The 24,408-nt window shown below is 59.3% G+C and carries 27 protein-coding genes; 18 read left to right on the top strand and 9 right to left on the bottom strand.

Features of this window, described 5'->3' with window-relative positions; all coding sequences use genetic code 11:
• Positions 1–307 precede the first annotated feature (307 nt).
• Positions 308–1,240, bottom strand: a complete 933-nt coding sequence (locus SERRSCBI_RS14455; RefSeq protein WP_042784876.1) for a LysR family transcriptional regulator — start codon at positions 1,238–1,240, stop codon at positions 308–310.
• A gap of 97 nt (positions 1,241–1,337) precedes the next feature.
• Between SERRSCBI_RS14455 and pcp the strand changes: the two genes are divergently transcribed.
• On the top strand, positions 1,338–1,985 hold the full coding sequence (gene pcp, locus SERRSCBI_RS14450; RefSeq protein ID WP_042785740.1) for a pyroglutamyl-peptidase I: 648 nt from the start codon (positions 1,338–1,340) through the stop codon (positions 1,983–1,985).
• Between the two features lie 35 nt (positions 1,986–2,020).
• Here the strand turns inward: pcp and SERRSCBI_RS14445 are convergent, their stop codons facing one another.
• The 3 genes from SERRSCBI_RS14445 to ydgT form a co-directional block, all read right to left on the bottom strand.
• Positions 2,021–3,052, bottom strand: a complete 1,032-nt coding sequence (locus SERRSCBI_RS14445) for an NADP-dependent oxidoreductase (protein WP_042784875.1) — start codon at positions 3,050–3,052, stop codon at positions 2,021–2,023.
• 85 nt (positions 3,053–3,137) lie between these two features.
• The gene (gene uspC / locus SERRSCBI_RS14440; RefSeq protein WP_033650858.1) at positions 3,138–3,557 is read right to left on the bottom strand and encodes a universal stress protein UspC; all 420 of its coding nucleotides are present in this window, start codon (positions 3,555–3,557) and stop codon (positions 3,138–3,140) included.
• A gap of 197 nt (positions 3,558–3,754) precedes the next feature.
• On the bottom strand, positions 3,755–3,970 hold the full coding sequence (ydgT, locus tag SERRSCBI_RS14435) for a transcription modulator YdgT (RefSeq protein ID WP_004934895.1): 216 nt from the start codon (positions 3,968–3,970) through the stop codon (positions 3,755–3,757).
• A gap of 279 nt (positions 3,971–4,249) precedes the next feature.
• On the opposite strand from ydgT, the gene SERRSCBI_RS24785 reads away from it, so the two are divergent.
• From SERRSCBI_RS24785 to SERRSCBI_RS14360, 16 genes are all read left to right on the top strand, one after another.
• Complete coding sequence (locus SERRSCBI_RS24785) at positions 4,250–4,510, top strand: hypothetical protein (protein WP_156965111.1); 261 nt, start codon at positions 4,250–4,252, stop codon at positions 4,508–4,510.
• 819 nt (positions 4,511–5,329) lie between these two features.
• Complete coding sequence (flhD, locus tag SERRSCBI_RS14430) at positions 5,330–5,680, top strand: flagellar transcriptional regulator FlhD (RefSeq protein WP_033643537.1); 351 nt, start codon at positions 5,330–5,332, stop codon at positions 5,678–5,680.
• Positions 5,680–6,264: a flagellar transcriptional regulator FlhC gene (gene flhC, locus SERRSCBI_RS14425; RefSeq protein ID WP_198036324.1), complete on the top strand. Its 585-nt coding sequence runs from the start codon at positions 5,680–5,682 to the stop codon at positions 6,262–6,264. The genes flhD and flhC overlap by 1 nt, the downstream gene beginning before the upstream one ends.
• Positions 6,265–6,409: 145 nt before the next feature.
• Complete coding sequence (motA, locus tag SERRSCBI_RS14420; RefSeq protein WP_015378266.1) at positions 6,410–7,300, top strand: flagellar motor stator protein MotA; 891 nt, start codon at positions 6,410–6,412, stop codon at positions 7,298–7,300.
• Positions 7,297–8,361: a flagellar motor protein MotB gene (gene motB / locus SERRSCBI_RS14415; RefSeq protein ID WP_033643536.1), complete on the top strand. Its 1,065-nt coding sequence runs from the start codon at positions 7,297–7,299 to the stop codon at positions 8,359–8,361. Before motA ends, motB begins: the two co-directional genes overlap by 4 nt.
• On the top strand, positions 8,358–10,373 hold the full coding sequence (gene cheA / locus SERRSCBI_RS14410; RefSeq protein WP_042784873.1) for a chemotaxis protein CheA: 2,016 nt from the start codon (positions 8,358–8,360) through the stop codon (positions 10,371–10,373). Before motB ends, cheA begins: the two co-directional genes overlap by 4 nt.
• Positions 10,374–10,405: 32 nt before the next feature.
• The gene (gene cheW / locus SERRSCBI_RS14405; protein ID WP_025303271.1) at positions 10,406–10,906 is read left to right on the top strand and encodes a chemotaxis protein CheW; all 501 of its coding nucleotides are present in this window, start codon (positions 10,406–10,408) and stop codon (positions 10,904–10,906) included.
• Between the two features lie 195 nt (positions 10,907–11,101).
• Positions 11,102–12,772: a methyl-accepting chemotaxis protein gene (tsr, locus tag SERRSCBI_RS14400; RefSeq protein ID WP_033643534.1), complete on the top strand. Its 1,671-nt coding sequence runs from the start codon at positions 11,102–11,104 to the stop codon at positions 12,770–12,772.
• Positions 12,773–12,847: 75 nt separating this feature from the next.
• Positions 12,848–14,464, top strand: coding sequence for a methyl-accepting chemotaxis protein (locus tag SERRSCBI_RS14395; RefSeq protein ID WP_042784871.1), 1,617 nt, complete (start codon positions 12,848–12,850; stop codon positions 14,462–14,464).
• A 37-nt stretch (positions 14,465–14,501) separates the two neighbouring features.
• Positions 14,502–15,374: a protein-glutamate O-methyltransferase CheR gene (gene cheR / locus SERRSCBI_RS14390; protein ID WP_025159837.1), complete on the top strand. Its 873-nt coding sequence runs from the start codon at positions 14,502–14,504 to the stop codon at positions 15,372–15,374.
• Positions 15,374–16,423, top strand: a complete 1,050-nt coding sequence (locus SERRSCBI_RS14385; RefSeq protein ID WP_042784870.1) for a chemotaxis response regulator protein-glutamate methylesterase — start codon at positions 15,374–15,376, stop codon at positions 16,421–16,423. The genes cheR and SERRSCBI_RS14385 overlap by 1 nt, the downstream gene beginning before the upstream one ends.
• 102 nt (positions 16,424–16,525) lie before the next feature.
• Positions 16,526–16,915: a chemotaxis response regulator CheY gene (cheY, locus tag SERRSCBI_RS14380; RefSeq protein ID WP_004934862.1), complete on the top strand. Its 390-nt coding sequence runs from the start codon at positions 16,526–16,528 to the stop codon at positions 16,913–16,915.
• A gap of 10 nt (positions 16,916–16,925) precedes the next feature.
• The gene (gene cheZ, locus SERRSCBI_RS14375; protein ID WP_004934858.1) at positions 16,926–17,570 is read left to right on the top strand and encodes a protein phosphatase CheZ; all 645 of its coding nucleotides are present in this window, start codon (positions 16,926–16,928) and stop codon (positions 17,568–17,570) included.
• A 165-nt stretch (positions 17,571–17,735) separates the two neighbouring features.
• Positions 17,736–18,887 carry a flagellar biosynthesis protein FlhB gene (flhB, locus tag SERRSCBI_RS14370; protein ID WP_033640021.1) on the top strand — a complete coding sequence of 384 codons (1,152 nt, stop codon included), beginning with the start codon at positions 17,736–17,738 and terminating at the stop codon, positions 18,885–18,887.
• Positions 18,880–20,958: a flagellar biosynthesis protein FlhA gene (flhA, locus tag SERRSCBI_RS14365; RefSeq protein ID WP_033643531.1), complete on the top strand. Its 2,079-nt coding sequence runs from the start codon at positions 18,880–18,882 to the stop codon at positions 20,956–20,958. The genes flhB and flhA overlap by 8 nt, the downstream gene beginning before the upstream one ends.
• Positions 20,958–21,362: a flagellar protein FlhE gene (locus SERRSCBI_RS14360; protein WP_033643530.1), complete on the top strand. Its 405-nt coding sequence runs from the start codon at positions 20,958–20,960 to the stop codon at positions 21,360–21,362. Before flhA ends, SERRSCBI_RS14360 begins: the two co-directional genes overlap by 1 nt.
• A 2-nt stretch (positions 21,363–21,364) precedes the next feature.
• Here the strand turns inward: SERRSCBI_RS14360 and SERRSCBI_RS14355 are convergent, their stop codons facing one another.
• The 5 genes from SERRSCBI_RS14355 to flgA all read right to left on the bottom strand — a co-directional run bounded on the left by SERRSCBI_RS14355 (position 21,365) and on the right by flgA (position 23,834).
• Positions 21,365–21,667 carry a DNA-binding transcriptional regulator gene (locus SERRSCBI_RS14355; RefSeq protein WP_015378258.1) on the bottom strand — a complete coding sequence of 101 codons (303 nt, stop codon included), beginning with the start codon at positions 21,665–21,667 and terminating at the stop codon, positions 21,365–21,367.
• Complete coding sequence (locus tag SERRSCBI_RS14350; RefSeq protein WP_042784868.1) at positions 21,660–22,034, bottom strand: type II toxin-antitoxin system RelE/ParE family toxin; 375 nt, start codon at positions 22,032–22,034, stop codon at positions 21,660–21,662. Before SERRSCBI_RS14350 ends, SERRSCBI_RS14355 begins: the two co-directional genes overlap by 8 nt.
• A gap of 230 nt (positions 22,035–22,264) precedes the next feature.
• Positions 22,265–22,699, bottom strand: a complete 435-nt coding sequence (locus SERRSCBI_RS14345; protein ID WP_033650863.1) for a flagella synthesis protein FlgN — start codon at positions 22,697–22,699, stop codon at positions 22,265–22,267.
• Positions 22,700–22,739: 40 nt separating this feature from the next.
• Positions 22,740–23,051 (bottom strand): flagellar biosynthesis anti-sigma factor FlgM, encoded by a 312-nt coding sequence (gene flgM, locus SERRSCBI_RS14340; protein ID WP_004934832.1) that lies wholly within the window; start codon positions 23,049–23,051, stop codon positions 22,740–22,742.
• Between the two features lie 129 nt (positions 23,052–23,180).
• Positions 23,181–23,834, bottom strand: a complete 654-nt coding sequence (gene flgA, locus SERRSCBI_RS14335; protein WP_033650864.1) for a flagellar basal body P-ring formation chaperone FlgA — start codon at positions 23,832–23,834, stop codon at positions 23,181–23,183.
• Between the two features lie 160 nt (positions 23,835–23,994).
• Here flgA and flgB point away from each other — a divergent pair, with 160 nt between their 5' ends.
• Positions 23,995–24,408: a flagellar basal body rod protein FlgB gene (flgB, locus tag SERRSCBI_RS14330; protein WP_033643526.1), complete on the top strand. Its 414-nt coding sequence runs from the start codon at positions 23,995–23,997 to the stop codon at positions 24,406–24,408.

Below are 24,408 nucleotides of genomic sequence, written 5' to 3'. Positions count from 1 at the left end.
GTTTTTTATTATCTAAAACATATAGATACGACCAGATCTTTTTTTATCCCAAATTATTGGGAAAATGGTAATACCAAATAATAAATCTGTAACACTTAAGTCAACGTGTTTATAAAACAACTCTTTTTTTCCGTGAAAAAAGTCACTGAGTATTTTTTATCCTTACCATTCGTTAGTTAAAGATGATCAAATATATAAATTCACCGAATGTTAATTCGGATGATTCCTATTTGGCCGGCGTGAAAAGCCCGCGGTACGGGCCTCCGACGGTGAGTCTGAATGGTTGATAAAGCAGCAATTGATGCGGTTAGCGCGGAAGGGGATCGAGGGAAAGTCGGCTTATCAGGTCACAGAGCCAGATTAAGGCCGGGTCGCGTTGCGCCTGTCGGCCGGCGATCAGCTCAATGGGGAAAGGCGCGATGGCCAACTCCTCAGGCAGCGGGAGAATGCGTACGCGTTGCGGATCGGAAAAACGCCGGGCCACGCTGGCGGCCAGGGTGGCGATCAGATCGCTGTCGGCGACCACCGCCGGCAGGGCGACAATGTGTGAAAAGGTCACGGCGACGCGCCGCTGGCCGCCGATTTCCGCCAGGCGGCGGTCGACCAAGCCTCTGGCGGAGCCGTCGTCAGCCGGCGCGTACAGCCCGTGCGGCAAGCTGAGGTAGCGGGCCAGATCCCAGCGGCCATCCGCCAATTGCGGGTGTGAACGGCTGGCGATACAGACCAGATGCTCTTCAAACAACGTGCGCACATAGTGACTATCTGCCCCGGAAAGATGCCCTCCCAGCGCGACATCCACCTCCCCGCTATCCAACTGACGGTAAATATTGCGGCGATCCAGACGCGAAACGCGAATATCGATGCCGGGTGCCGCCTGGCGCAAACGGCTGATGATGGCGGGCAGCAGCAAGATATCCGCATAGTCGCCGGCGGCCAGCGTAAAACGCCGCTGCCCGGCGGTGGCCGGATCGAAACGGGCCGGTGGGGCCAACGCCAGATGGATTTGCTCAAGCACCCGCTGTATCTGCGGCATAAGCTGGTGGGCGCGCGGCGTGGGCGCCATGCCGCCGCCGCTGCGGACAAACAGCGGATCGTTGAGCAGAATGCGCAGTCGCGCCAATGCATTGCTGACGGAAGGTTGCGCGCGGTTAAGACGCCGGCCTGCGGCGGTGACGTTACGAGTCTGATACAGCGCTTCAAACACCACCAGTAAATTGAGATCGACGTTGGCTAAATTCATTTTATGAATACTCTATATACAGATAATCCATTTCCAGAATCTTACAGCGTTCCCTAGGCTGGTAGCACACGTATTTAGCCTTCAATCAGGGGAAATGATGAACAAAGTGTTAATCACCGGCATTGAGCCGTTCGACGGTGACGCGGTGAACCCTTCCTGGCAGGTCGCGCAGGCATTGGCCGGAGAGCGTATCGCCGGCGCGGAGATCGCGGTGCTCGAGTTGCCGTGCGTATTGGGCGTGGCCAACCAGCAGCTGATCGCGGCGATTGAGGCATTGCAGCCGCGGGCGGTGATCTGTCTGGGGCTGGCCGGCGGCCGAGCCGAAATATCCCTGGAACGGGTAGCCATCAATTTGATCGATGCCCGCATTCCCGACAATGCCGGTAAACAGCCGATTGACGTGCCGGTGGTTGCCGGCGGGCCGGTGGGCTATTTCAGTACGCTGCCCGTCAAGGCCGCGGTGCAGCAACTGCGCCGGCAGGGGATCCCGGCGGGCGTTTCTTACACGGCGGGCACCTATAACTGCAACCATATTTTTTATGGTCTGCGTCACTATCTGGAGACTCAGCATTCGCGGGCCAGGGGCGGATTCGTGCACATTCCGTACAGCCATGAACTGGCGGCGGTGCATCCGGGCAAGCCGAGTATGGCGCTGGCGACGATGGTGGAAGCGGTGCGCACTCTCGTGCAGGTGACGCTCACGGTAGAGGAGGATGTGCAATTCGGCGACGGTGCCGTGCATTGACAAGCAGGGCGTGGCGCGCCACGCCCTGATGCGCGTTATTCGTCAGCGACGCGGATCACCAGTTTGCCGAAGTTTTTGCCCTGCAGCAGGCCGATAAAGGCCTGCGGCGCCTGCTCCAGCCCATCGACGATGTCCTCGCGGAACTTGATCTTTCCTTGCTCGACCCAACTGCTCATCTGTTGCAGGAATTCATCAAAGCGTGAACCGTAATCGTCGAAGATGATAAAGCCCTGCATACGGATACGTTTACGCAAGATCAGCCCTTCCAGCAACGGTAAGCGGTCCGGCCCGGCGGGTAACCCGGTGGCATTGTAATGGGCGATGATGCCGCAGACCGGAATGCGCGCTTTGGCGTTCAACAGCGGCAACACGGCGTCGAATACGGCGCCGCCGACGTTCTCATAATAGATGTCGATGCCCTGCGGACAGGCGGCGGCCAGCTGTTCGGCAAAGTCGGGGGCGCGGTGATCGATACAGGCGTCGAAACCCAACTCTTCCACCACATAGCGGCATTTGTCCGCACCGCCGGCAACGCCGACGACGCGGCAGCCTTTCAGTTTGCCGATTTGGCCGACCACTGAACCGACCGCGCCGCTGGCGGCGGCGACCACCAGCGTTTCACCCGCCTGCGGTTGGCCGATGTCGAGCAACCCCATGTAAGCGGTAAAACCGGGCATGCCCAGCACGCCGAGCAAGCGGGAAGGGTGCGGCAAGTGTGGGCCGAGATTGCGCAGGCCGCTGCCGTCGGACAGCGCGTAATCCTGCCAACCGTCATAGCCCAACACCCAATCGCCGACGTTGAAATCGGGATGCTGTGAGGCCGCCACGCGAGAGACCGTTCCGCCCACCATGACCTGACCGATCTCCACCGGCGGCGCGTAGGAGGTAGCATCGCTCATGCGTCCGCGCATATAAGGATCTAACGACAGATATACGGTACGCAGCAGCAGCTGGCCGGCCTCGGGTTGTGGCACGGCGACCGTGTCGAGGCAGAAATTCGCCGCCGTCGGTTCGCCGTGCGGGCGCGAGGCCAGCAGAAAGCGGCGGTTCTGTTGAGAAGGGGACATCGAAAGCTCCTTTGTGTTGCGACAAACAAGGTTCGTTAAGCCTAGTCCAGGGGCGCCAAGGCAACGTTACCGAATGTGCTTAGCCTCAGAGCGGAACGATCAGCACGTCGATATGGCTGATGTTGATGAAGCGGGCGGCGGAACAGGAGACTTTGTTCATCATGCTGTCGCGGTGATTGCCGCAGAGCAGCAGGTCGAACGGCTGACGGCGGCTGGCGAATTCCAGGCTGTCGCCAAGCTCGCCATGCACGATAAGGGTATCGGCGATCGGGTAGCCGGCGCGTTGGCGCAGTTCCTCCATAAACAGCCGGGTTTCCTCTTCCATCAGCGTGCGCAAATCGGCCAGCATCGGCCCGGCGAAATTATTGTACATTTCCGGATTGGCGAGGGTGCTTAACAGGGTGATGTTGCCGCCGTAGGGGCGGACGATAGAGACGGCCTTTTCCACCAGGCGATGGCTGTCAGGCGCGACGGCGACGGTAACCAGAACGTTTTGATACCCCATATTCCACTCCTTGTTGCATCCGTCGTGTTTCAGGCTGCCGCGTCGGGGCCTTGGATGAAATGCTGCGCTCGGATAAAGGGTAGAACCTGGCGGGGGGAATAAATGTGTTTCGCATCACGCGCGGCAATAAAAGCTGAGTTTGCTCCGGTTATATAGCAATAAAAGATAAAACCGTTGCCGCACGTAATTTCACTGAATTAAAGCACCTGCGCCCACAGCGTTTTCGGCACCTTGCCCAGATCGAACAATTTACCGGCAACCAGCTCGGCGCGACGGTGGTCGGCAGCGCGGTACATATTGCTCATTTCTGTATCGTTTTCAATGGAATAGTTCAGTTTGTCGTACACCTTCTCCAGGCTGTCCAAAGAGGAGCATTTACGGAATGTCAGCAGATATTCGAGCGTATCGGTCATGATTAAAATATAGCCTGTTAATAGTTAAAGCCGGGTGAATAACACATAGCGGCTCACGGCGACGCCGTCGAGGCAGCGATGTACGACCTGACAAAAATCATTTCAAGTGAATAAATTGCACTGGGTAATAATGTGACGCCGCCCGTGGCGGCGCTGGGATAAATCATAATATGCAAGTGCGGCATCAGCAATCTCATCCTGCTGATAAATGAAGAAATAGGGAAAGTCTCAGGGCGATGCGTCACGAACGAGGAGCTTAAGCGTCGACGTTTCCGCTGCGTGCAAGCGCGCGAAGCCGTGCTCGCTCTCCTTTGGCGGCGTTTTTTTCACCTGTCCGGAGGGCGGTCGCAGCACGAGGCGATGTATGTTGCCGCTGTCGGCATTGAAACTGCGCCTGTTTGGCCTGCGCGATTATGGCAAGTAAAACAAAACTGCGTTTTATTTTATTGCAATGAAACGATGGGGCGCGGGAATTTTAATAACGTCTGGAACGGCGTGGTAATTAATGCGCCGGCAAAAAAGAAAATAAAAAAACGCTAAAGCTTTAGGATGTGCTGCCGATATGTCGTTTTGGGGTAATTTAACGTTAAAAAACCATTCTTGCGCCGCGCTAATACGGAAACATATCGTTACGTCTATTGGCTTGTTCACTACGCCAGCGAATCATTGATAAGCCATAATCACCTGATGTTGAAAATTAGAACAACCCTCTGCGGAGGGTTTAAGTCAAATCCGATAGCTAATAACCTTATAGTTTACATTGGTTATTTTTCACCTCGGATATTTTTTAGCGGCTCAAATGGTTATTTATACTAAGATTGTTGCCTATATGCAGATTTTTGTTCTGTTATTTTGGTTTGGTGATGGTTTTGTTCGAATTGATCTAAAAAAGATAATTTTTTGGCTGATAAACATTGTTTTTAAGACGTTTTTTTACCTAAGGCGATTTTGTGAGCAAAATGCGGGTCATAAAATGTGCGAATTTAGGGGTATTTGGCTTAATTTATTTTTTATTTTTGTGATCTATGTCACATTGTATTTAAAATTGCCTCTCACTTACATTGTGTGTGCTAATGGTTCGGGGGTAGAGTTGCGCTGCTTTAGGAATAATCTTATTAAATTTGTAAAAATAGTTTCATGGTGACTAAACACTATCGAAGCAGAATGCTGTACATCCATACACGTTGGTTTACGCTCGTAGCAAATACTGAACAGTGGTCGAATTTAGCGATTGGCGAAAATTATAGCAGTCGTTTTTGAGAGATTAATTTGCCAACTTTGGGAAACAACCCAGGTCACGGGCGATAAAATTTATCACCCAGCGTATGTTTTTAAACATAGTCTGTCGGGATGGGGAATATGGGTACGTCTGAATTACTTAAGCATATTTATGACATCAATTTGTCATATTTACTTTTAGCACAGCGTTTGATCAACGATGAAAAAGCGTCCGCGATGTTCCGCCTTGGTATTGATGAGACCATGGCCGATGCGTTGGCGCAGCTGACTTTGCCGCAAATGGTCAAACTGGCCGAGACCAACCAGCTGGTTTGCCACTTCCGCTTTAACGATCACCAGACCATCGAACGCCTGACCAAAGAGTCGCGCGTCGACGATCTGCAACAAATCCATACCGGCATTTTGCTATCAAGCCATTTACTGCAAGAGCTATCGAGTAAAGACGCTAGCCCGACGAAGAAAAGAGCCTGATGATGGTTGAGAAAAGCATTGTTCAAGAAGCCAAGGACATTCAGCTCGCCATGGAGCTGATTTCGCTGGGGGCCCGTTTGCAGATGCTGGAGAGTGAAACCCAGCTCAGCCGCGGGCGCTTGATTAAACTTTACAAGGAGTTGCGTGGCAGCCCGCCGCCAAAAGGAATGTTGCCGTTCTCAACCGACTGGTTTATGACCTGGGAACAGAATATTCATTCCTCGATGTTTTATAACGCCTACCTGTTTCTGATGAAAAGCGGACAGTGCAGCGGGGTGGAAGCGGTGATCAAAGCCTATCGCCTCTACCTGGAGCAGTGCCCGCAGCAGGCCGGCGAGGCGCCGTTGCTGGCGTTGACCCGCGCCTGGACGCTGGTGCGCTTCGTCGACAGCGGCATGTTGCAGCTCTCCGCCTGCGGCTGCTGCGGCGGCGCATTTATCACCCACGCGCACCAGCCGCTGAACGGTTTCATCTGCAGTTTATGCCAACCCCCATCCCGCGCCGTAAAAAGACGTAAACTTTCGCCGCAACTGGCCGATATTATTCCTCAACTGCTGGACGAGCAGGTCAAACGCGCCATTTGAGCCGCCACGTTGCCGGCTCTCGGCAATGAATACCGACGTGTGATACGCAGGGGCGGCATGCCGCCCCCAGACATGCAGCCTGGTCTGTCACGCCAGGGCGCGTTTGCCCCACCTTCCATCCACATTGTTAATTTAAGGAATGCGTGTGCTAGTTATTTTGGGTTATCTCGTGGTATTGGGTGCGGTGTTTGGCGGCTACCTGATCGTGGGCGGTCATCTCGGTGCGTTATATCAGCCGGCGGAGTTTCTGATTATCGGCGGGGCGGGGGTCGGCGCTTTCATCGTCGGCAACAACGGCAAGGCGATCAAAGCGACGCTGCGCGCCCTGCCGCGCCTGATGCGCCGTTCCAAATACAACAAAGATCTGTATATGGATCTGATGGCGTTGCTGTTCCGTCTGCTGGCCAAATCGCGTCAGCAGGGCATGCTGTCGCTCGAGTTCGATATCGATAATCCGCAAGAAAGTGAAATTTTCTCTAATTATCCGCGCATCCTTGCCGATAACACCCTGGTGGAGTTCATTACCGACTATTTACGACTGATGGTGAGCGGCAATATGAATGCGTTCGAGATCGAAGCGCTGATGGACGAAGAGATCGAAACCTACGAGCAGGAAAGCGAAGTGCCCGCCGGCAGTCTGGCGATGGTGGGCGACTCCTTGCCGGCGTTCGGCATCGTCGCGGCGGTGATGGGGGTGGTGCACGCCCTGGCTTCGGCTGACCGTCCGGCCGCTGAACTGGGCGCGCTGATCGCTAACGCCATGGTCGGTACTTTCCTCGGCATTTTGTTGGCCTACGGCTTCATCTCGCCGCTGGCGACGTTGCTGCGTCAGAAGAGCGCCGAAAACGTCAAGATGATGCAGTGCATCAAAGTCACGCTGTTGTCGAGCCTGAACGGTTACGCGCCGCAGATCGCGGTCGAGTTCGGCCGTAAAACGCTGTATACCACCGAACGTCCTTCTTTCGTTGAGCTGGAAGAACACGTGCGCCGCGTGAAAGCGCCGGCGCAGCAGGCGACGGAAGAAGAAGAAGCATGAAACAGAATCATCCGGTCGTTTTGGTCAGAAAGCGCAAGTCGCATCATGCCGCCCATCACGGCGGCTCCTGGAAGATCGCTTATGCCGACTTTATGACGGCGATGATGGCGTTCTTCCTGGTGATGTGGCTGCTGGCGATCGCCAGCCCGCAGGAGCTGACGCAAATCGCCGAATACTTCCGCACGCCGCTCAAGGTTGCCCTGACCAGCGGCGACAAGAGCAGTTCCGAAAGCAGCCCCATTCCAGGCGGCGGCGACGATCCAACGCAACAGCATGGCCTGGTGAAAAAACAGGTCGATTCGCCGGACTCGCGCGCCGAAGAGCTGCGCCTGAACAAGCTGCGCGAAAAGCTGGATGAGTTGATTGAGTCCGATCCGCGCCTGAAGGCGCTGCGTCCACATCTGTTGATCAACATGATGGACGAAGGGCTGCGCATCCAGATTATCGATAGCCAGAACCGGCCGATGTTCAAAACCGGCAGCGCGCAGGTCGAGAGCTACATGCGCGATATTCTGCGGGCGATAGCGCCGATCCTTAACGACTTGCCGAACAAAATCAGCCTGTCCGGCCACACCGATGACATCCCTTACGCCACCGGCGAACGCGGCTACAGCAACTGGGAACTGTCGGCCGATCGCGCCAACGCGTCGCGTCGCGAGCTGATCGCCGGCGGCCTGGCGGAAGGCAAAGTGCTGCGGGTGGTAGGCATGGCGGCCACCATGAGCCTGAAACAGCATGGCGCCGATGATGCGATTAACCGCCGCATCACCGTACTGGTGTTGAACAAGCAAACGCAAGAGGGCATCGAGCACGAAAATGCCGAAAGCAACGCGCTGGATATTGCCCAGCCGGACAGCCTGAAGCAGCTGGCGCCGTCGGCGACCGCGCCGGCCAGCCAAACGCCGGAATCCTCGACGACAGCCCCGGAACCCGCGGCGCCAACGCCGAACGCTCCCCCGCAGGCGTCCCCGGCGATAGCCCCGGCCGACCAGGCGCCGGAACCACCGGCGGCCGCACCCGCACCGACTAACCGCGACTCACAGCCAGAGGTGACCCCGTGAGCATGGACATTAGCGATTTTTATCAGACCTTCTTTGATGAGGCGGACGAGTTGCTGGCCGACATGGAGCAACACCTGCTGGAGCTGGATCCGCTGGCCCCCGATATCGAGCCGTTGAACGCCATCTTCCGCGCGGCGCATTCGATCAAGGGCGGCGCGGCGACCTTTGGTTTTTCGGTGCTGCAGGAAACCACCCACCTGCTGGAGAACCTGCTGGACGGTGCAAGACGCCAGGAAATGAGCCTGAGCACCGAGATTATCAACCTGTTTCTGGAAACCAAAGACATTATGCAGGAGCAACTGGACGCCTATAAAACCTCGCAACAGCCTGACGCTGAAAGCTTTGAATACATTTGCCAGGCGCTGCGTCAGCTGGCGTTGGAAGCGCAACAGCAGCAGGAGGCGCCTGCGGCTCAACCCGCCGTTCAGCAGCCGGTCGCTCAGCCATCGGCCGCGCCGGCGGCGATTGAAGGCGGCATGCGCATCAGCCTGAACGGGCTGAAAGCCAGTGAAATCCCCCTGATGTTGGAAGAGTTGGGCAACCTCGGCGAGGTTAAAGACCCGCATCAGACGGAACACAGTCTGGACGTGACGTTGCTCACCTCCGCCAGCGAAGACGACATCAGCGCCGTGCTGTGCTTCGTGCTGGAACCGGAACAAATCAGCTTCTCGACGCCGACGCAGAGCGAACCGGCCACCGTGGAAGCGAGCTTACCGGAAGCGGTCGCCGTGCCGGAACCGGCGCCGGTCGCCAGCGCCGTGTCGCCTGCCGCCAAACCGGCCGCCGCAGCGGCGGAAGCGCCAAAAGCGCGCGCCAAGGCGAGCGAATCCACCAGCATTCGCGTAGCGGTGGAAAAGGTGGACCAACTGATCAACCTGGTGGGCGAGCTGGTGATCACCCAGTCGATGCTGGCGCAACGTTCCGGCACGCTGGATCCGGTGAACCACGGCGATCTGCTGAACAGCATGAGCCAGCTGGAGCGTAACGCACGCGATCTTCAGGAGTCGGTGATGTCGATCCGCATGATGCCGATGGAATACGTCTTCAGCCGCTACCCGCGTCTGGTGCGCGATCTGGCCGGCAAGCTGAACAAACAGGTGGAGCTGACGCTGCAGGGCAGCTCGACCGAACTGGACAAGAGCCTGATCGAACGGATTATCGACCCGTTGACGCACCTGGTGCGCAACAGCCTCGATCACGGTATCGAAGAGCCGGCCACCCGCATCGCCGCCGGTAAATCGGCGGTGGGCAATCTGGTGCTGTCGGCCGAACACCAGGGTGGCAACATCTGTATTGAGGTCATCGACGACGGCGCCGGTCTGAACCGCGAAAAAATTCTCGCCAAGGCCGCTTCGCAAGGGCTGGCGGTGAGCGACAGCATGAGCGATGAAGAGGTCGGCATGCTGATCTTCGCGCCGGGCTTCTCCACCGCCGAGCAGGTGACCGACGTTTCCGGCCGCGGCGTCGGCATGGACGTGGTGAAAAGAAATATTCAGGAGATGGGCGGCCACGTCGAGATCCGTTCGCAGGCCGGTAAAGGCACCACCATCCGCATCCTGCTGCCGTTGACGCTGGCGATCCTCGACGGCATGTCGGTCAAAGTGAACGACGAAGTCTTTATTCTGCCGCTGAACGCGGTGATGGAATCGCTGCAGCCGCAGGCGGAAGACTTGCACCCGCTGGCCGGCGGCGAACGCGTGCTGCAGGTGCGCGGCGAATACCTGCCGCTGGTGGAACTGTATCGGGTATTCGAAGTGGAAGGCGCCAAAACCGACGCCACCCAGGGCATCGTCGTCATCCTGCAAAGCGCCGGCCGCCGCTATGCGTTGCTGGTGGATCAGCTGATTGGCCAGCATCAGGTGGTGGTGAAGAATCTGGAAAGCAACTACCGCAAAGTGCCGGGCATTTCCGCCGCGACCATTTTGGGCGACGGCAGCGTGGCCTTGATCGTCGATGTCTCGGCGTTGCAAACCTTGAACCGTGAAAAGCGTCTGACGGACGCCGCCGCATAATAATGAGTTTATTGATTTAAAAGGTGAATGATATGGCAGGATTGGCAGCCGTCAGCAAATTGGCTGGCGAAACGGTAGGGCAAGAGTTTCTGATTTTTACCCTGGGCAACGAGGAGTACGGCATCGACATCCTCAAGGTGCAGGAAATTCGCGGCTACGATCAGGTGACCCGCATCGCCAACACCCCGGCGTTCATCAAGGGCGTCACCAACCTGCGCGGCGTGATTGTTCCCATCATCGATCTGCGGGTGAAATTCTCCCAGCAGAGTGTTTCCTATGATGAGAACACCGTGGTGATCGTGTTGAACTTTGGCCAGCGCGTGGTGGGCATCGTGGTTGACGGCGTCTCCGACGTGCTGTCATTGACCGCCGAGCAGATCCGTCCGGCGCCGGAGTTCGCGGTGACCCTGGCGACCGAATACCTCACCGGCCTCGGTTCGCTGGGCGAGCGCATGTTGATCCTGGTGGATATCGAAAAGCTGCTGAGCAGCGAAGAGATGTCGCTGGTCGACAGCGTGGCGAAAAGCGTCTGATCCAAGACTCAAGGGGGCAGGGCGCTGCCCCCTTCAACCTTCACGTTCCCTGACCTGTCGCGATGCCGCCCGCCGCGCCCGGAACCCCCACTAAAAATAGTTACTTTCCCGCATAAAGTTTTGCCGCGCTGCGCCGATAACTCTCACATTCAACGTCATCAGAGCCTGTCTGCGCGGGCTTCAACAAGGGAAATCATGTTAAATCGTATGAAGGTGGTCACCAGCCTGTTGCTGGTGTTGGTGCTGTTTGGCGCCTTGCAGTTGATTTCGGGCGGACTCTTTTTCTCCTCGCTGAAAAGCGATAAGGAAAACTTTACCGTCCTGCAAACTATTCGTCAGCAGCAGCTGCAGCTGAGCGAAAGCCGCGTTGACCTGCTGCAGGCGCGCAACTCCCTGAACCGTGCCGGTATTCGCTACATGATGGATACCAACAAGATCGGCAGCGGCGCCACCATTGATGAACTGCTGGCCAAGGCGAAGGAAGAGCTGGGCGAAGCGGAAAGACACTACGCCGCGTACGAGAAAATCCCTCAGGACCCGCGTCAGGATCCTCAGGCGGCGGAACGCCTCAAGCATCAGTACGATGTGCTGTACGGCGCGCTCTCCGAGCTGATCCAACTGCTGGGCGAAGGCAAAATCAACGCGTTCTTCGATCAACCTACGCAGAGTTACCAGGATAACTTTGAGCAGAGCTACAACGTTTACCTGGAGCAAAACGGCAAGCTGTACCAAATCGCGGTCGACGGCAGCAACAGCTCCTACAACTCGGCCATCTGGACGCTGATCGTGATCCTGGTGGTGGTGCTGGCGGTGATCGTACTGGTCTGGACTGGTATCCATCACATCCTGGTACGCCCGCTGAACCGCATGATCGAGCACATCAAACAGATCGCCGCCGGCGACCTGACTCAGCAGATCGTCGTCAACAGCCGCAACGAAATGGGCGTGCTGGCGGCCAGCCTGAAACACATGCAAGGCGAACTGATTGAAACCGTCAGCGGCGTGCGCCAGGGCGCAGACGCCATCTACAGCGGCGCGTCCGAAATCGCCGCGGGTAACAACGATCTCTCTTCCCGCACCGAGCAGCAGGCCGCATCGCTGGAAGAGACCGCCGCCAGCATGGAACAGCTGACCGCGACGGTGAAACAGAACGCCGAAAACGCGCGTCAGGCTTCGCAACTGGCGCTGAGCGCCTCTGAAACCGCGCAGAAAGGCGGCAAGGTCGTGGCTAACGTGGTGCAGACCATGCATGACATCGCCGGCAGCTCGCAGAAGATCGCCGATATCACCGGCGTGATCGACGGCATTGCCTTCCAGACCAACATCCTGGCGCTGAACGCCGCGGTGGAAGCGGCGCGCGCCGGCGAACAGGGCCGTGGCTTCGCGGTGGTGGCCGGTGAAGTGCGTAACCTGGCGCAGCGCAGCGCACAGGCGGCGAAAGAGATCAAAGGCCTGATCGAAGATTCGGTCAGCCGCGTCGATATGGGTTCCGTGCTGGTCGAGAGCGCCGGGGAAACCATGGGCGACATCGTCAACGCCGTTACCCGCGTGACCGACATCATGGGCGAAATCGCCTCGGCGTCGGACGAGCAGAGTCGCGGCATCGATCAGGTTGGCCAGGCGGTGGCGGAAATGGACCGCGTCACCCAGCAGAACGCCTCGTTGGTGGAAGAATCCGCCTCGGCGGCGGCGGCGCTGGAAGAACAGGCCAGCATGCTGACCCAGTCGGTAGCGGTATTCCGTCTGAGGCAGGAAGGCCAGGAAGAATTTAAAGCGCCTGTCACCAGCAAGGCGACGGTAACACCGGTAATCAATCATAAGAAAATGAACGCCAGCGATCTGCAGGATAACTGGGAAACGTTCTGACCGGTATCGGGCCTCTCTCGCAGAGGCCCTTTTCCCTACGTAGGCCGGTCGCCGGCCGGCTGCAAGGAGGTTCAAGTGTTTAACCGAATCCGTATCTCTACCAGCTTATTCCTGTTGTTGATGACCTTCTGCGTTCTGCAGTTGGCCAGCAGCGGCCTGTCGTATTCCGCGTTTCGCTCCGATAACCACAACCTCGACATCATCACCCTCGGCAGCCAGCAGCGCGATTCGCTCAGCCTGAGCTGGGTGTCGCTGTTGCAGGCGCGCAATACGCTGAACCGCGCCGGCACCCGCGCGGCGCTGAAACTGCCGCAGGAGCAGGTGAACGAGCTGATGAGCAACGCCCGCAGTTCGCTGCAGAAGGCCGATCTCTATTTCAATCAGTTTATGGCGGTTGAACGCAGCAGTGAACAGCAGAACCAGCAGACGGCCACCACCAAGGCCAGCTACGAGCGGCTGCGCGGCGCGCTGCGCGAGCTGATCGGCTTCCTGGAAAAGGGCGAGCTGCAGGCGTTTATGGATCAGCCGACGCAGAAAACCCAGGACCTGTTCGAGGCCGACTTCGTGCAGTACCTGCAGTTGGTGAACGGTGACATCAGCGAGGCCAGAGACGCTAATCAGTTCTCCTTCACGCTGGCGGGCCTGATGCTGGCGGGGGCGGTATTGATGCTGATCGTGGTGACCGGCAGCGCCATGTGGTGGTTGCGCACCATGCTGATACAGCCGCTGAACCAAATCCGCAGCCACTTTGAACGCATCGCCGCCGGCGATCTGGCGACGCCGATTCAGGTGTACGGCCGTAATGAAATCAGCATGCTGTTCGCCAGCCTGCAACGCATGCAGCAGTCGCTGATCGGCACCGTCGGCGCGGTGCGCGACGGGGCGGAGTCGATTCTGATCGGCCTGCAGGAGATCGCCGAAGGCAACAACGATCTCTCTTCCCGCACCGAGCAGCAGGCCGCGTCGCTGGAAGAAACCGCCGCCAGCATGGAACAGCTGACCGCGACGGTGAAACAGAACGCCGACAATGCGCGGCAGGCGTCTCAGCTGGCGCGTGATGCCTCGGCCACCGCGGCCAAGGGCGGCGAACTGGCCGGTGACGTGGTCACCACCATGCACGATATCGCCAACAGTTCGCAGAAAATCGGCGCCATCACCAGCGTGATCGACGGCATCGCCTTCCAGACCAACATTCTGGCGCTCAATGCGGCGGTGGAAGCGGCGCGCGCCGGCGAACAGGGGCGGGGTTTCGCCGTGGTGGCCGGTGAAGTGCGCAACCTGGCGAGCCGCAGCGCGCAGGCGGCGAAAGAGATCAAGGTGCTGATCGACGAATCGGTCAGCCGCGTCAAACACGGCTCGGTGCTGGTGGAAAACTCCGGCGCCACCATGCAGGACATTGTGCGTTCGGTGACTCGCGTGACCGACATCATGGGCGAGATCGCGTCGGCTTCGGATGAACAAAGCCGCGGCATCGAACAGGTGACGCAGGCGGTGACCCAGATGGACCAGGTTACCCAGCAGAACGCCGCGCTAGTGGAAGAATCCGCTTCTGCCGCCACCGCGCTGGAAGAGCAGGCCATTACCCTGGCCGACGCGGTCGCGGTATTCCGTCTGGCGGACGATAACGTCGTCGCGCCAGGTAACAGCAACAACGCAGTTTCACCCGTGGTAAAGGAAGCCCAAGATTGTTAAACCGCATAAACAGCACGTTTTTCTCCGGTGAGGCGGCATGAAACAGGCGCCGTCTACTTCTAACCGGGATACTGCGTCGATGTTGACGCAAATGGTGCAGCGCCTGCCGCTGTCGGACGTGCATTTTCGCCGTATCAGCCAGTTGATTTATCAACGCGCCGGCATCGTGCTGGCGGAGCATAAGCGCGAGATGGTTTACAACCGCCTGGTGCGCCGGTTGCGGCTGCTGGGATTGCACGATTTCGGCGACTATTTGGCGCTGTTGGAAAGCGATCCGAACAGCGCGGAGTGGCAGGCGTTCATCAACGCATTGACCACCAACCTGACGGCATTTTTCCGCGAGGCGCATCACTTCCCGATCCTGGCGGAGCATGCGCGTTCGCGGCCGAACGGCTACAGCGTCTGGAGCACTGCGGCCTCGACCGGCGAAGAGCCGTATTCGATCGCCATCACGCTGAGCGATGCCCTGGGGCAGCGGGCCGGCAGTTGCCAGGTCTGGGCCAGCGACATCGACACGCAGGTGTTGGAAAAAGCGGAAGCGGGCGTTTACCGCCAGGAAGATCTGCGCACCCTGACGCCGACCCAAATGCAGCGCTATTTTTTGCGTGGTACCGGGCCGCATCAGGGGCTGGTGCGCGTGCGGCCGGAACTGGCGGCGCGGGTGAACTTCCAGCCGTTGAACCTGCTGGCGCCGGAATGGGCGCTGCCGGGGCAATTTGACGCCATTTTTTGCCGCAACGTCATGATCTATTTCGATAAGGCGACGCAGGAGCGCATCCTGCGCCGCTTCGTTCCCTTGCTTAAGCCGGGGGGGCTGATGTTCGCCGGCCACTCCGAGAACTTCAGCCAGATCAGCCGGGATTTCTACTTGCGTGGGCAGACCGTGTATGGGCTGACCAAGGAGAGGTAATGAGTAAAATCAGAGTGTTATGCGTAGACGATTCGGCACTGATGCGTCAGCTGATGACGGAAATCGTGAACGGCCACCCCGACATGGAAATGGTGGCGACCGCTCCGGATCCGCTGGTGGCGCGCGATCTGATCAAAAAATTTAATCCTCAGGTGCTGACGCTGGACGTCGAGATGCCACGCATGGACGGGCTGGATTTCCTCGAGAAGCTGATGCGCCTGCGGCCGATGCCGGTAGTGATGGTTTCGTCGCTGACCGGTAAAGGCTCGGAGATCACGCTGCGAGCGCTGGAGCTGGGCGCGGTGGATTTCGTCACCAAACCGCAGCTCGGCATTCGCGAGGGCATGTTGGCCTACAGCGAACTGATCGCCGAGAAGATCCGCACCGCCGCCAGAGCGCGCCTGCCGCAGCGTTCCAGCAGCCCGGCGCCGGCGATCCTCAGCCATGCGCCGCTGCTGAGCAGTGAAAAATTGATCGCCATCGGCGCTTCCACCGGCGGCACCGAAGCGATCCGCCAGGTGTTGCAGCCGCTGCCGGCCACCAGTCCGGCGCTGCTGATCACCCAGCACATGCCGCCGGGGTTCACCCGTTCGTTCGCCGAACGGCTGAACAAGCTGTGCCAGATCACGGTGAAAGAAGCGGAGGACGGCGAGCGCGTACTGCCGGGCCACGCTTACATCGCCCCGGGGGATCGCCACCTGGAGCTGGCGCGCAGCGGCGCCAACTATCAGGTGAAGCTGCATGACGGCCCGGCGGTCAACCGCCATCGTCCGTCGGTCGACGTGCTGTTCCGCTCGGTAGCGCAATATGCCGGCCGCAATGCGGTGGGGGTGATCCTCACCGGCATGGGGAACGACGGGGCGGCGGGGATGATGGAGATGCACCGCGCCGGGGCCTATACCCTGGCGCAGAACGAGGCGAGCTGTGTGGTGTTCGGCATGCCGCGCGAGGCGATCGCCGGCGGCGGCGTCAGCGAAGTGGTCGAGTTGGACAGGATGAGCCAGCGCATGCTGGCGCAGATTTCCGGCGGCCAGGCATTGCGCATTTGATTTCAGTCCGCAGGGTTTGCCCGGCGGCGATATGACCTACGGTCGCCGCGCGGCGGCCTGCGGTTTTGCATCATTAAACGGTTAACTATTTCAGGAGTAACAATGGCAGACAAGAACCTCAGATTTCTGGTTGTGGACGACTTCTCCACCATGCGCCGCATCGTCAGAAATTTGCTGAAAGAGCTGGGCTTCAACAACGTCGAAGAAGCTGAAGACGGCGCGGATGCGCTGAACAAGCTGCGCGCCGGCGGTTTCGACTTCGTGGTGTCCGACTGGAACATGCCGAACATGGACGGGCTCGAACTGTTACAGACCATCCGCGCCGATAGCGCGCTGGCCGCGATGCCGGTGCTGATGGTGACGGCGGAAGCCAAGAAAGAAAATATCATCGCGGCGGCGCAGGCCGGCGCCAGCGGTTATGTAGTGAAACCTTTTACGGCGGCGACGCTGGAAGAAAAGCTCAACAAGATTTTTGAAAAATTGGGCATGTAAGGAGAGGGCGATGAGAGACATTCCAATGCCTGCCAGCGATGCAGCGACCGCGGGAGAGATCATCTCCCGCATCGGCCAACTGACCCGAATGCTGCGCGACAGCATGCGCGAACTGGGGCTCGATCAGGCGATTGCCCAAGCGGCAGAGGCGATCCCGGATGCGCGCGACCGTCTTGACTATGTCGTAACCATGACGGCGCAGGCGGCGGAACGGGCGTTGAACTGCGTGGAGGCGGCGCAACCGCGCCAGGCGGAGCTGGAGTCCGGCGCCAACGCGTTGAAAGGGCGCTGGGACGAGTGGTTCGCCAATCCCATCGAACTGGACGACGCGCGTTCTCTGGTCAACGACACGCGTCAGTATCTGGATCAGGTGCCGGGCCATACGGCCTTCACCAACGCTCAGCTGCTGGAAATCATGATGGCGCAGGACTTCCAGGATCTGACCGGTCAGGTGATCAAGCGCATGATGGACGTGGTGCAGGAGATCGAAAAGCAGCTGCTGATGGTGCTGATGGAAAACATGCCGGAACAGCCGGTGAAGGAAAAACGGCCGAACGACAGCCTGCTGAACGGCCCGCAGCTCGACCAGAACGGCGTCGGCGTGATCGCCAACCAGGCGCAGGTCGACGATCTGCTCGACAGCCTCGGTTTCTGAAGCCTTTCGGGGCGCGCGACGGCGCGCCCCGACAACAAGCCACGCAGTTTTCGTCTCATCCCCTAAATAACCCGCCTTTTTCCCCGTTGTTCCGCCAATGACATCGCCAATTTTTTGGCATGCTGACCGCCATTCTTTACCCTCCCGACACAGGAACGGCGTTTCGTGGCTGAAGACAGCGATCTGGAAAAAAGCGAGGCCCCCACGCCCCACAGGCTGGAGAAGGCGCGTGAAGACGGCCAGATCCCGCGCTCCCGCGAGCTGACCTCGGTACTGATGCTGCTCTCGGGCCTGGCGATCATCCTGATGTCCGGCAGCAACATGGCGCAACAGCTGGCGGCGATGCTCACGCAAGGGCTGAACTTTGACCACGGCATGGTCAGTAACGACAAGCAGATGCTTCGCCAACTGGGCATGTTGCTGCGTCAGGCGGTGCTGGCGCTGCTGCCGATCATGGCGGGGCTGGTGCTGGTAGCGCTCGCCGCGCCAATGCTGTTGGGGGGCATCTTGTTCAGCGGCAAGTCGATCAAGTTCGATATGAAGCGGCTAAACCCCCTGTCCGGGTTGAAACGCATCTTTTCCAGCCAGGTGTTGGCCGAGCTGCTGAAAGGGATCCTGAAAGCGACGTTGGTCGGCTGGGTCACCGGTCTTTATCTGTGGCACAACTGGGCGGCGATGCTGCATCTGATGACCCAGCAGCCGCTCGATGCGCTGGGCAATGCGCTGCAGATGATCCTGTTCTGCGGTTTTCTGGTGGTGCTGGGGCTGACGCCGATGGTGGCGTTCGACGTGTTCTATCAGCTGTGGAGCCACTTCAAAAAGCTGAAGATGACCAAGCAGGATATTCGCGACGAATTCAAAGACCAGGAAGGGGACCCGCACGTCAAGGGGCGCATTCGCCAGCAGCAGCGGGCGATCGCCCGGCGCCGCATGATGGCCGATGTGCCTAAGGCGGACGTGATCGTCACCAACCCGACGCACTACGCCGTCGCGTTGCAGTACAACGACAAGAAAATGAGTGCGCCGAAGGTGCTGGCCAAGGGGGCCGGCGAAATCGCCTTGCGCATTCGCGAGCTCGGCGCGGAGCACCGCATTCCGATGCTGGAGGCGCCGCCGCTGGCGCGCGCGCTGTATCGGCACAGCGAGATTGGACAACACATTCCGGCCACCCTGTATGCCGCGGTCGCCGAAGTGCTGGCCTGGGTGTACCAACTGCGCCGCTGGCGGCGCGAGGGCGGCCTGATCCCGAAAAAACCTGAACGTTTACCGGTGCCGGAAGCACTGGATTTTGCGAGAGAGAGTGACTCTGATGGCTAATTTGGCCTCCCTGCTTCGTTTGCCGGGCAATTTTAAAGATACGCAGTGGCAGGTGCTGGCCGGCCCGGTGCTGATCCTGCTGATTTTGTCGATGATGGTGTTGCCGCTGCCGGCGTTTATCCTCGACCTGCTGTTTACCTTCAACATCGCGCTGTCGATCATGGTGCTGCTGGTGGCGATGTTCACCCAGCGTACGCTCGAGTTCGCCGCTTTCCCGACCATCCTGCTGTTCTCCACATTGCTGCGTTTGTCGCTCAACGTCGCCTCGACGCGCATCATCTTGCTGGAAGGCCACACCGGTTCCGCCGCCGCCGGGCGAGTGGTGGAAGCCTTCGGCCACTTCCTGGTGGGCGGCAACTTCGCCATCGGCATCGTGGTGTTCATCATCCTGGTGCTGATCAACTTTATGGTAATTACCAAAGGTGCAGGGCGTATCGCCGAAGTGGGCGCGCGCTTCGTGCTGGACGGCATGCCGGGCAAACAAATGGCGATCGACGCCGATTTGAACGCCGGATTGATTGGTGAAGACGAAGCGAAGAAACGCCGCGCCGAAGTGACCCAGGAGGCCGATTTTTACGGCTCGATGGACGGCGCCAGTAAATTCGTGCGCGGCGACGCCATCGCCGGCCTGATGATCATGGTGCTGAACGTGGTCGGCGGCCTGCTGGTCGGCGTGGTGCAACACGGCATGGAACTGGGGGCGGCGGCGGAAAGCTATACGCTGCTGACCATCGGTGACGGCCTGGTGGCGCAGATCCCGGCATTGGTGATCTCCACCGCCGCCGGTGTCATCGTCACTCGCGTCGCGACCGATCAGGATGTCGGCGAGCAGATGGTGGGCCAGCTGTTCAACAATCCGCGCGTGATGCTGCTGAGTGCCGGGGTGCTGGGCCTGCTGGGCCTGGTGCCGGGCATGCCGAACCTGGTGTTCCTGCTGTTTACCGCGGCTCTGCTGGGCCTCGCCTGGTGGCTGCGCGGCCGTGAACAACAGGCGCCGAAAACGGTGGAAGATCCGGTGATGCCGGAGAATCCGCAGGCCGCCGAGGCCAGCTGGGCCGACGTGCAGTTGGAAGATCCGCTGGGGATGGAAGTGGGCTACCGGTTGATTCCGATGGTCGATTTTCAACAGAACGGCGAGCTGCTTGGGCGTATCCGCGGGATCCGCAAGAAATTCGCCCAGGACATGGGTTATCTGCCGCCGGTGGTGCACATTCGCGACAACCTGGAACTGCCGCCAGCCAGCTATCGCATCCTGATGAAAGGCGTCGAGATCGGCAGCGGTGAAGCGCAGCCGGGCCGCTGGCTGGCGATCAACCCCGGCAATGCCGTGGGCGAGCTGGCGGGAGACAAAACCGTCGATCCCGCCTTCGGGCTGGAAGCGGTGTGGATAGACAGCGCCTTGCGCGAACAGGCGCAAATCCAGGGCTTTACCGTGGTGGAAGCCAGCACCGTGGTGGCGACGCACCTCAATCATCTGATTGGCCAGTTCGCCAGCGAGCTGTTCGGCCGCCAGGAGACCCAACAGCTGTTGGATCGCGTGTCGCAGGAGATGCCGAAGCTGACCGAAGACTTCGTGCCGGGCGTGGTGTCACTGACGACGCTGCACAAGGTGCTGCAAAATCTGCTGGCCGAGCGCGTGTCCATCCGCGATATGCGCACCATCGTCGAAACGCTGGCGGAACATGCCCCGGCGCAGAGCGATCCTTACGAATTGACCACCGTGGTGCGGGTGGCGCTGGGCCGGGCGATCACGCAGCAGTGGTTCCCGGGCAACGGCGAGATTCAGGTTATCGGCTTGGATACCCAGCTGGAGCGCCTGTTGCTGCAGGCGTTGCAGGGCGGCGGCGGTCTGGAGCCGGGGCTGGCTGACCGTCTGCTGGAGCAGGCGCGTCAGGCGCTGCAACGGCAAGAGATGCTCAGCGCGCCACCGGTGCTGTTGGTTAACCATGCGCTGCGTCCTTTACTGGCGCGCTTCCTGCGTCGCAGCCTGCCGCAGCTCGTGGTGCTGTCCAACCTGGAGATCAACGACGATCGCCAGATTCGCATGACCTCGACCATTGGAGCCGCCTGATGAAACGCTGTCTGTCCTTGTTGTGTTTGCTGGCGCCGCTAGCCGCCGGCGCGGTGTCCGGCTCCTGGGTGGCTGAAGGGGCGGGGGTCACGCTGGAACAGGGCGGGATGCGCGATGAATCCGCCGGTTTGCGGCCGCCGAACGCGCTGCCGGATGCCAATGCGCGCATCACCAGCGTCAGCTGGCGCTACCGTTTGCTGGGGCCGGAGCCCGTGGGGCTGCAGGCCCAGCTTTGCACGGTAAACCGCTGCATTCCGCTCGGCGGCGGCAGCGGCAGCAGCATCGGTCTGCAGGGCGAGCCGGCCAATGCGGAATTGCGTTTTGTCTATTACGTGCAGTCGCAAGGCGGGCTGAATCCGCCGCTGCGAGTGATTGGCAATCAGGTGATCGTCAATTATCAGTAAGATCAGGCCAGAATTTGCAGGCCGTTGCGTTCCACCAGCGTCAGCAGTTTCATCGCGGCGGAGTTCGGCTGTGCTTCGCCGCGCTCCCATTTCTGCACCGCCTTTTTGCTGACGTTGAGATACAGCGCAAACACCGGCTGACTGACGTTTTCCCGTTCGCGCAACGCGCGGATCTCGGCCGGCCCGAACTGCTTCACCGGCCTCAGGCACAGCATGTCGAAAGTGCGCATGGTCACGTCGTCGACGAAACCGGCGCGGTGCAGGCCCTGAACTTCCTGGTGGATCTCGGCAAGAATTTTACTCATCGCTTAGCCTCCGTAACTCCCTGTTGTTGACCAGCTGGTAGAGTCTGAATGGCGAATAATCCAGATACAGCGCAGCCAGATGTTTCAATCCCTGTAACTCATCCGTACTGATGTTTTCTCTCTCGCTTTTGGCAAAGCCGCGCATAAAAAACAGGCGGTCTTCATCGCGAAAAACGATCAGTACCCGATAGCCGCCACGTTTGCCCGCACCAGCCCGAGCGATGCGCTTTTTGTATACGCAACCGCCAAGATTGGCGTCGTACAGCTGATGTTGCATCTCTCGCGCCGCTTTCACTATCGTGGCATCACTGATGCGCTCGCGTGCGGCAAAACCCTGAAAGGTTTTGGTGAGATAAATGTCGGCCATTCGCTCTCCCTGCGAATCTATACCCGTCAAGGGTATATTTCAAGTGGTTTAAAAATAACCACAGGGTGACAAGCGGCCAAAGGGAAAGAAACAGCTAAATTCACGCCATGCGCAGCCTGGCGCAAAGTCTTAAGTGAATTCAAAGAGTGATAGGGAGAAAATGCGACGGGATGCACAGAAGCCGGTTAACGCATGCCCGGTGATAGGCTCACCGGGCGAAATGAGTCAGGTCAGACGCCGATTTTTCTGCCGAGCAGGCTGCCGGCGTGCGACTGGCCGTCCGGGCCATACAGCGATTTGTTGTTTTTGCTGAGGATGGCCAGCGCCTGAGCGTTATGGTCGATCTGCTGATTGAGCAGCAGGCCGTTGTGCTGGTTCTTTTCGCGCAGCGTTTGGCTTAGCAATTGAACGCGCTGCCAACGGTCGGCCAGGGGGGCGTGGCTGGCATAGGGCGCGCGTTGCCCGCAGGTTTTTTCCTGCCCCAGGCGCTGTTGCTCGAGGTAGGCGACCGTCGCCAGCAGTTGGCTTTTGGCATCGGTTACGCGCTGCAAGGCCACGCCCGGCAGCTGGCCGGAGCATAACAGATCGTGCTCTTCTTCCAGCACGCCATTGAGCGCCTGCAGCGTTTCCAACAGTTTGTCCAGCAGTTGTGCCAGCTTTTCCATAGTGATGACTTATCCTTTACCGCTACCCGCCGCCGCGTTGTCAGTCGCGTCCGGCGATCCATTGAACATCGCTCTGCGCGTCTTGCAGCAGTGCGTCGGCGATTTTGCCGGCGTCCATCTTCAGTTCACCGTTGCGGATCGCCTGCTTGATGGCCTCGACCCGGCCCATATCGATATCCTGGGTGCCCGGCTGCATCAGGCGCGCCTGCGCCTCGCTCAGTTTGACCTGCGTACCGCTGACGGCGGTTTCGGCCACGGCGGCCTTACGCGGCTGGAGCGGGTTGTCGGCCGGGGTTTCACGCGGTTGCACAGTGGAAACCGGCTGTAACCGCTGGGTGCGATCGATACTCATGGTCCATCTCCGTTTACGCCGTGACCGCACTCGGGCGACGACGCTGCAATGAAAGTGTTGCGGCCCTGATGGCCAATAAAATGCTGCTTGATTTGTCTTATCGGCAAGGTTTGCGGAACCTTTACTTTTTTATAACGTAATGCGAATCGCGCCGTCGTCCCCGACCACGCCGCTGACGATTTGCCCGGACGCCATGCGCACGCGCACGCTGTCTTCGGCGGCGGCGTTGTTCATCGCCTTGCCCGCGCCGCTAATGCTGAATCCTTCGCCCTGTGCATTGACCTGCACCGGTTGCCCGGCCTTGATAATCCAGGCCCGGCGCAGCATGGCGAGGGTCAGCGGCTGGCCGGGGCTGATGTTGCGCAGGCTGACGGCGCCTAATGCTTTGCCCGCTTCGGTCAGCGCGCGCGGCGGCAGGGTATCGAGCCGACCTTCTTTCAACGTCAGGTCCGCCGCCGTCAACCGGCTGCCGGCGGTGATGCCGCGCGCCGAAACGAGATAGCGGCCGAACACCTGCACCTGCGTCTGGATAAAACGCCGCTCTTGGCCACAGCGCGCCGAAATGCTGACGTTGCCGCCGATCCGCGCGTTGGGCGGCAGCGACAGCTGCGGCAGTTCGCAAGCGGGCCATTGGTTCGGCGGCGTGCGCACCCGCACTTTTACCTGCACCGGTTCGCCGCTGAACTTGCCTTGGATGAAGCTTTCGATTTGCGTCGCCAGATCGTCGGCACGCGCGTTCAGACTGCACAGCAGGCCGATAAGCAGCAGCATTTTACCTTTCATCGTCATCTTCTCAAGCTTCATCGGGATACGCGTAAGTGTACCCGCAGCGCGCGCAGGCTAAGCAGATAAATAGCGCCCCATTTTGCGTTTATTCCCGCGATAGGGTAGCGCGGGGGGCGTTTATGCTGTCGACTCCAAATTCTAACCTCGCGGAGGGAGCATGCTCGACAAACTGGACGCGGCTCTGCGCTTTGGCCAAGAGGCGCTGAACTTGCGCGCCCAGCGGCAGGAAATTCTGGCCGCCAACATCGCCAACGCAGACACACCGGGTTATCAGGCGCGGGATATCGATTTCGCCAGCCAATTGAACAAAGTGATGGAGCAGGGGCGCGTCAGCGGCAACGGCATGGCGCTCAACCTGACGGCGGCGCGCCATATCCCGGCGCAGACCCTGCAGCCGCCGCAGCTCGATCTGCTGTTCCGGGTGCCGGATCAGCCGTCGATGGACGGCAACACGGTGGACATGGATCGCGAACGCACCAACTTTGCCGATAACAGCCTGAAATATCAGACCGACCTGACGCTGCTCAACGGTCAGATCAAAGGGATGATGTCCGTACTGCAACAAGGATAA

The sequence above is a fragment of the Serratia sp. SCBI genome (assembly GCF_000747565.1).
In the GTDB taxonomy this organism is placed as follows: domain Bacteria; phylum Pseudomonadota; class Gammaproteobacteria; order Enterobacterales; family Enterobacteriaceae; genus Serratia; species Serratia ureilytica.
This window is presented reverse-complemented; position numbering and strand designations above follow the sequence as displayed.

Coding starts and splice junctions, on each gene's coding strand:
- SERRSCBI_RS14455 (WP_042784876.1), bottom strand. CDS start 1,240: ATGAATTTAGCCAACGTCGATCTCAATTTACTGGTGGTGTTTGAAGCG.
- pcp (WP_042785740.1), top strand. CDS start 1,338: ATGAACAAAGTGTTAATCACCGGCATTGAGCCGTTCGACGGTGACGCG.
- SERRSCBI_RS14445 (WP_042784875.1), bottom strand. CDS start 3,052: ATGTCCCCTTCTCAACAGAACCGCCGCTTTCTGCTGGCCTCGCGCCCG.
- uspC (WP_033650858.1), bottom strand. CDS start 3,557: ATGGGGTATCAAAACGTTCTGGTTACCGTCGCCGTCGCGCCTGACAGC.
- ydgT (WP_004934895.1), bottom strand. CDS start 3,970: ATGACCGATACGCTCGAATATCTGCTGACATTCCGTAAATGCTCCTCT.
- flhD (WP_033643537.1), top strand. CDS start 5,330: ATGGGTACGTCTGAATTACTTAAGCATATTTATGACATCAATTTGTCA.
- flhC (WP_198036324.1), top strand. CDS start 5,680: ATGATGGTTGAGAAAAGCATTGTTCAAGAAGCCAAGGACATTCAGCTC.
- motB (WP_033643536.1), top strand. CDS start 7,297: ATGAAACAGAATCATCCGGTCGTTTTGGTCAGAAAGCGCAAGTCGCAT.
- cheW (WP_025303271.1), top strand. CDS start 10,406: ATGGCAGGATTGGCAGCCGTCAGCAAATTGGCTGGCGAAACGGTAGGG.
- tsr (WP_033643534.1), top strand. CDS start 11,102: ATGTTAAATCGTATGAAGGTGGTCACCAGCCTGTTGCTGGTGTTGGTG.
- cheR (WP_025159837.1), top strand. CDS start 14,502: ATGAAACAGGCGCCGTCTACTTCTAACCGGGATACTGCGTCGATGTTG.
- SERRSCBI_RS14385 (WP_042784870.1), top strand. CDS start 15,374: ATGAGTAAAATCAGAGTGTTATGCGTAGACGATTCGGCACTGATGCGT.
- cheY (WP_004934862.1), top strand. CDS start 16,526: ATGGCAGACAAGAACCTCAGATTTCTGGTTGTGGACGACTTCTCCACC.
- cheZ (WP_004934858.1), top strand. CDS start 16,926: ATGAGAGACATTCCAATGCCTGCCAGCGATGCAGCGACCGCGGGAGAG.
- flhA (WP_033643531.1), top strand. CDS start 18,880: ATGGCTAATTTGGCCTCCCTGCTTCGTTTGCCGGGCAATTTTAAAGAT.
- SERRSCBI_RS14360 (WP_033643530.1), top strand. CDS start 20,958: ATGAAACGCTGTCTGTCCTTGTTGTGTTTGCTGGCGCCGCTAGCCGCC.
- SERRSCBI_RS14355 (WP_015378258.1), bottom strand. CDS start 21,667: ATGAGTAAAATTCTTGCCGAGATCCACCAGGAAGTTCAGGGCCTGCAC.
- SERRSCBI_RS14350 (WP_042784868.1), bottom strand. CDS start 22,034: ATGGCCGACATTTATCTCACCAAAACCTTTCAGGGTTTTGCCGCACGC.
- SERRSCBI_RS14345 (WP_033650863.1), bottom strand. CDS start 22,699: ATGGAAAAGCTGGCACAACTGCTGGACAAACTGTTGGAAACGCTGCAG.
- flgM (WP_004934832.1), bottom strand. CDS start 23,051: ATGAGTATCGATCGCACCCAGCGGTTACAGCCGGTTTCCACTGTGCAA.
- flgA (WP_033650864.1), bottom strand. CDS start 23,834: ATGAAAGGTAAAATGCTGCTGCTTATCGGCCTGCTGTGCAGTCTGAAC.
- flgB (WP_033643526.1), top strand. CDS start 23,995: ATGCTCGACAAACTGGACGCGGCTCTGCGCTTTGGCCAAGAGGCGCTG.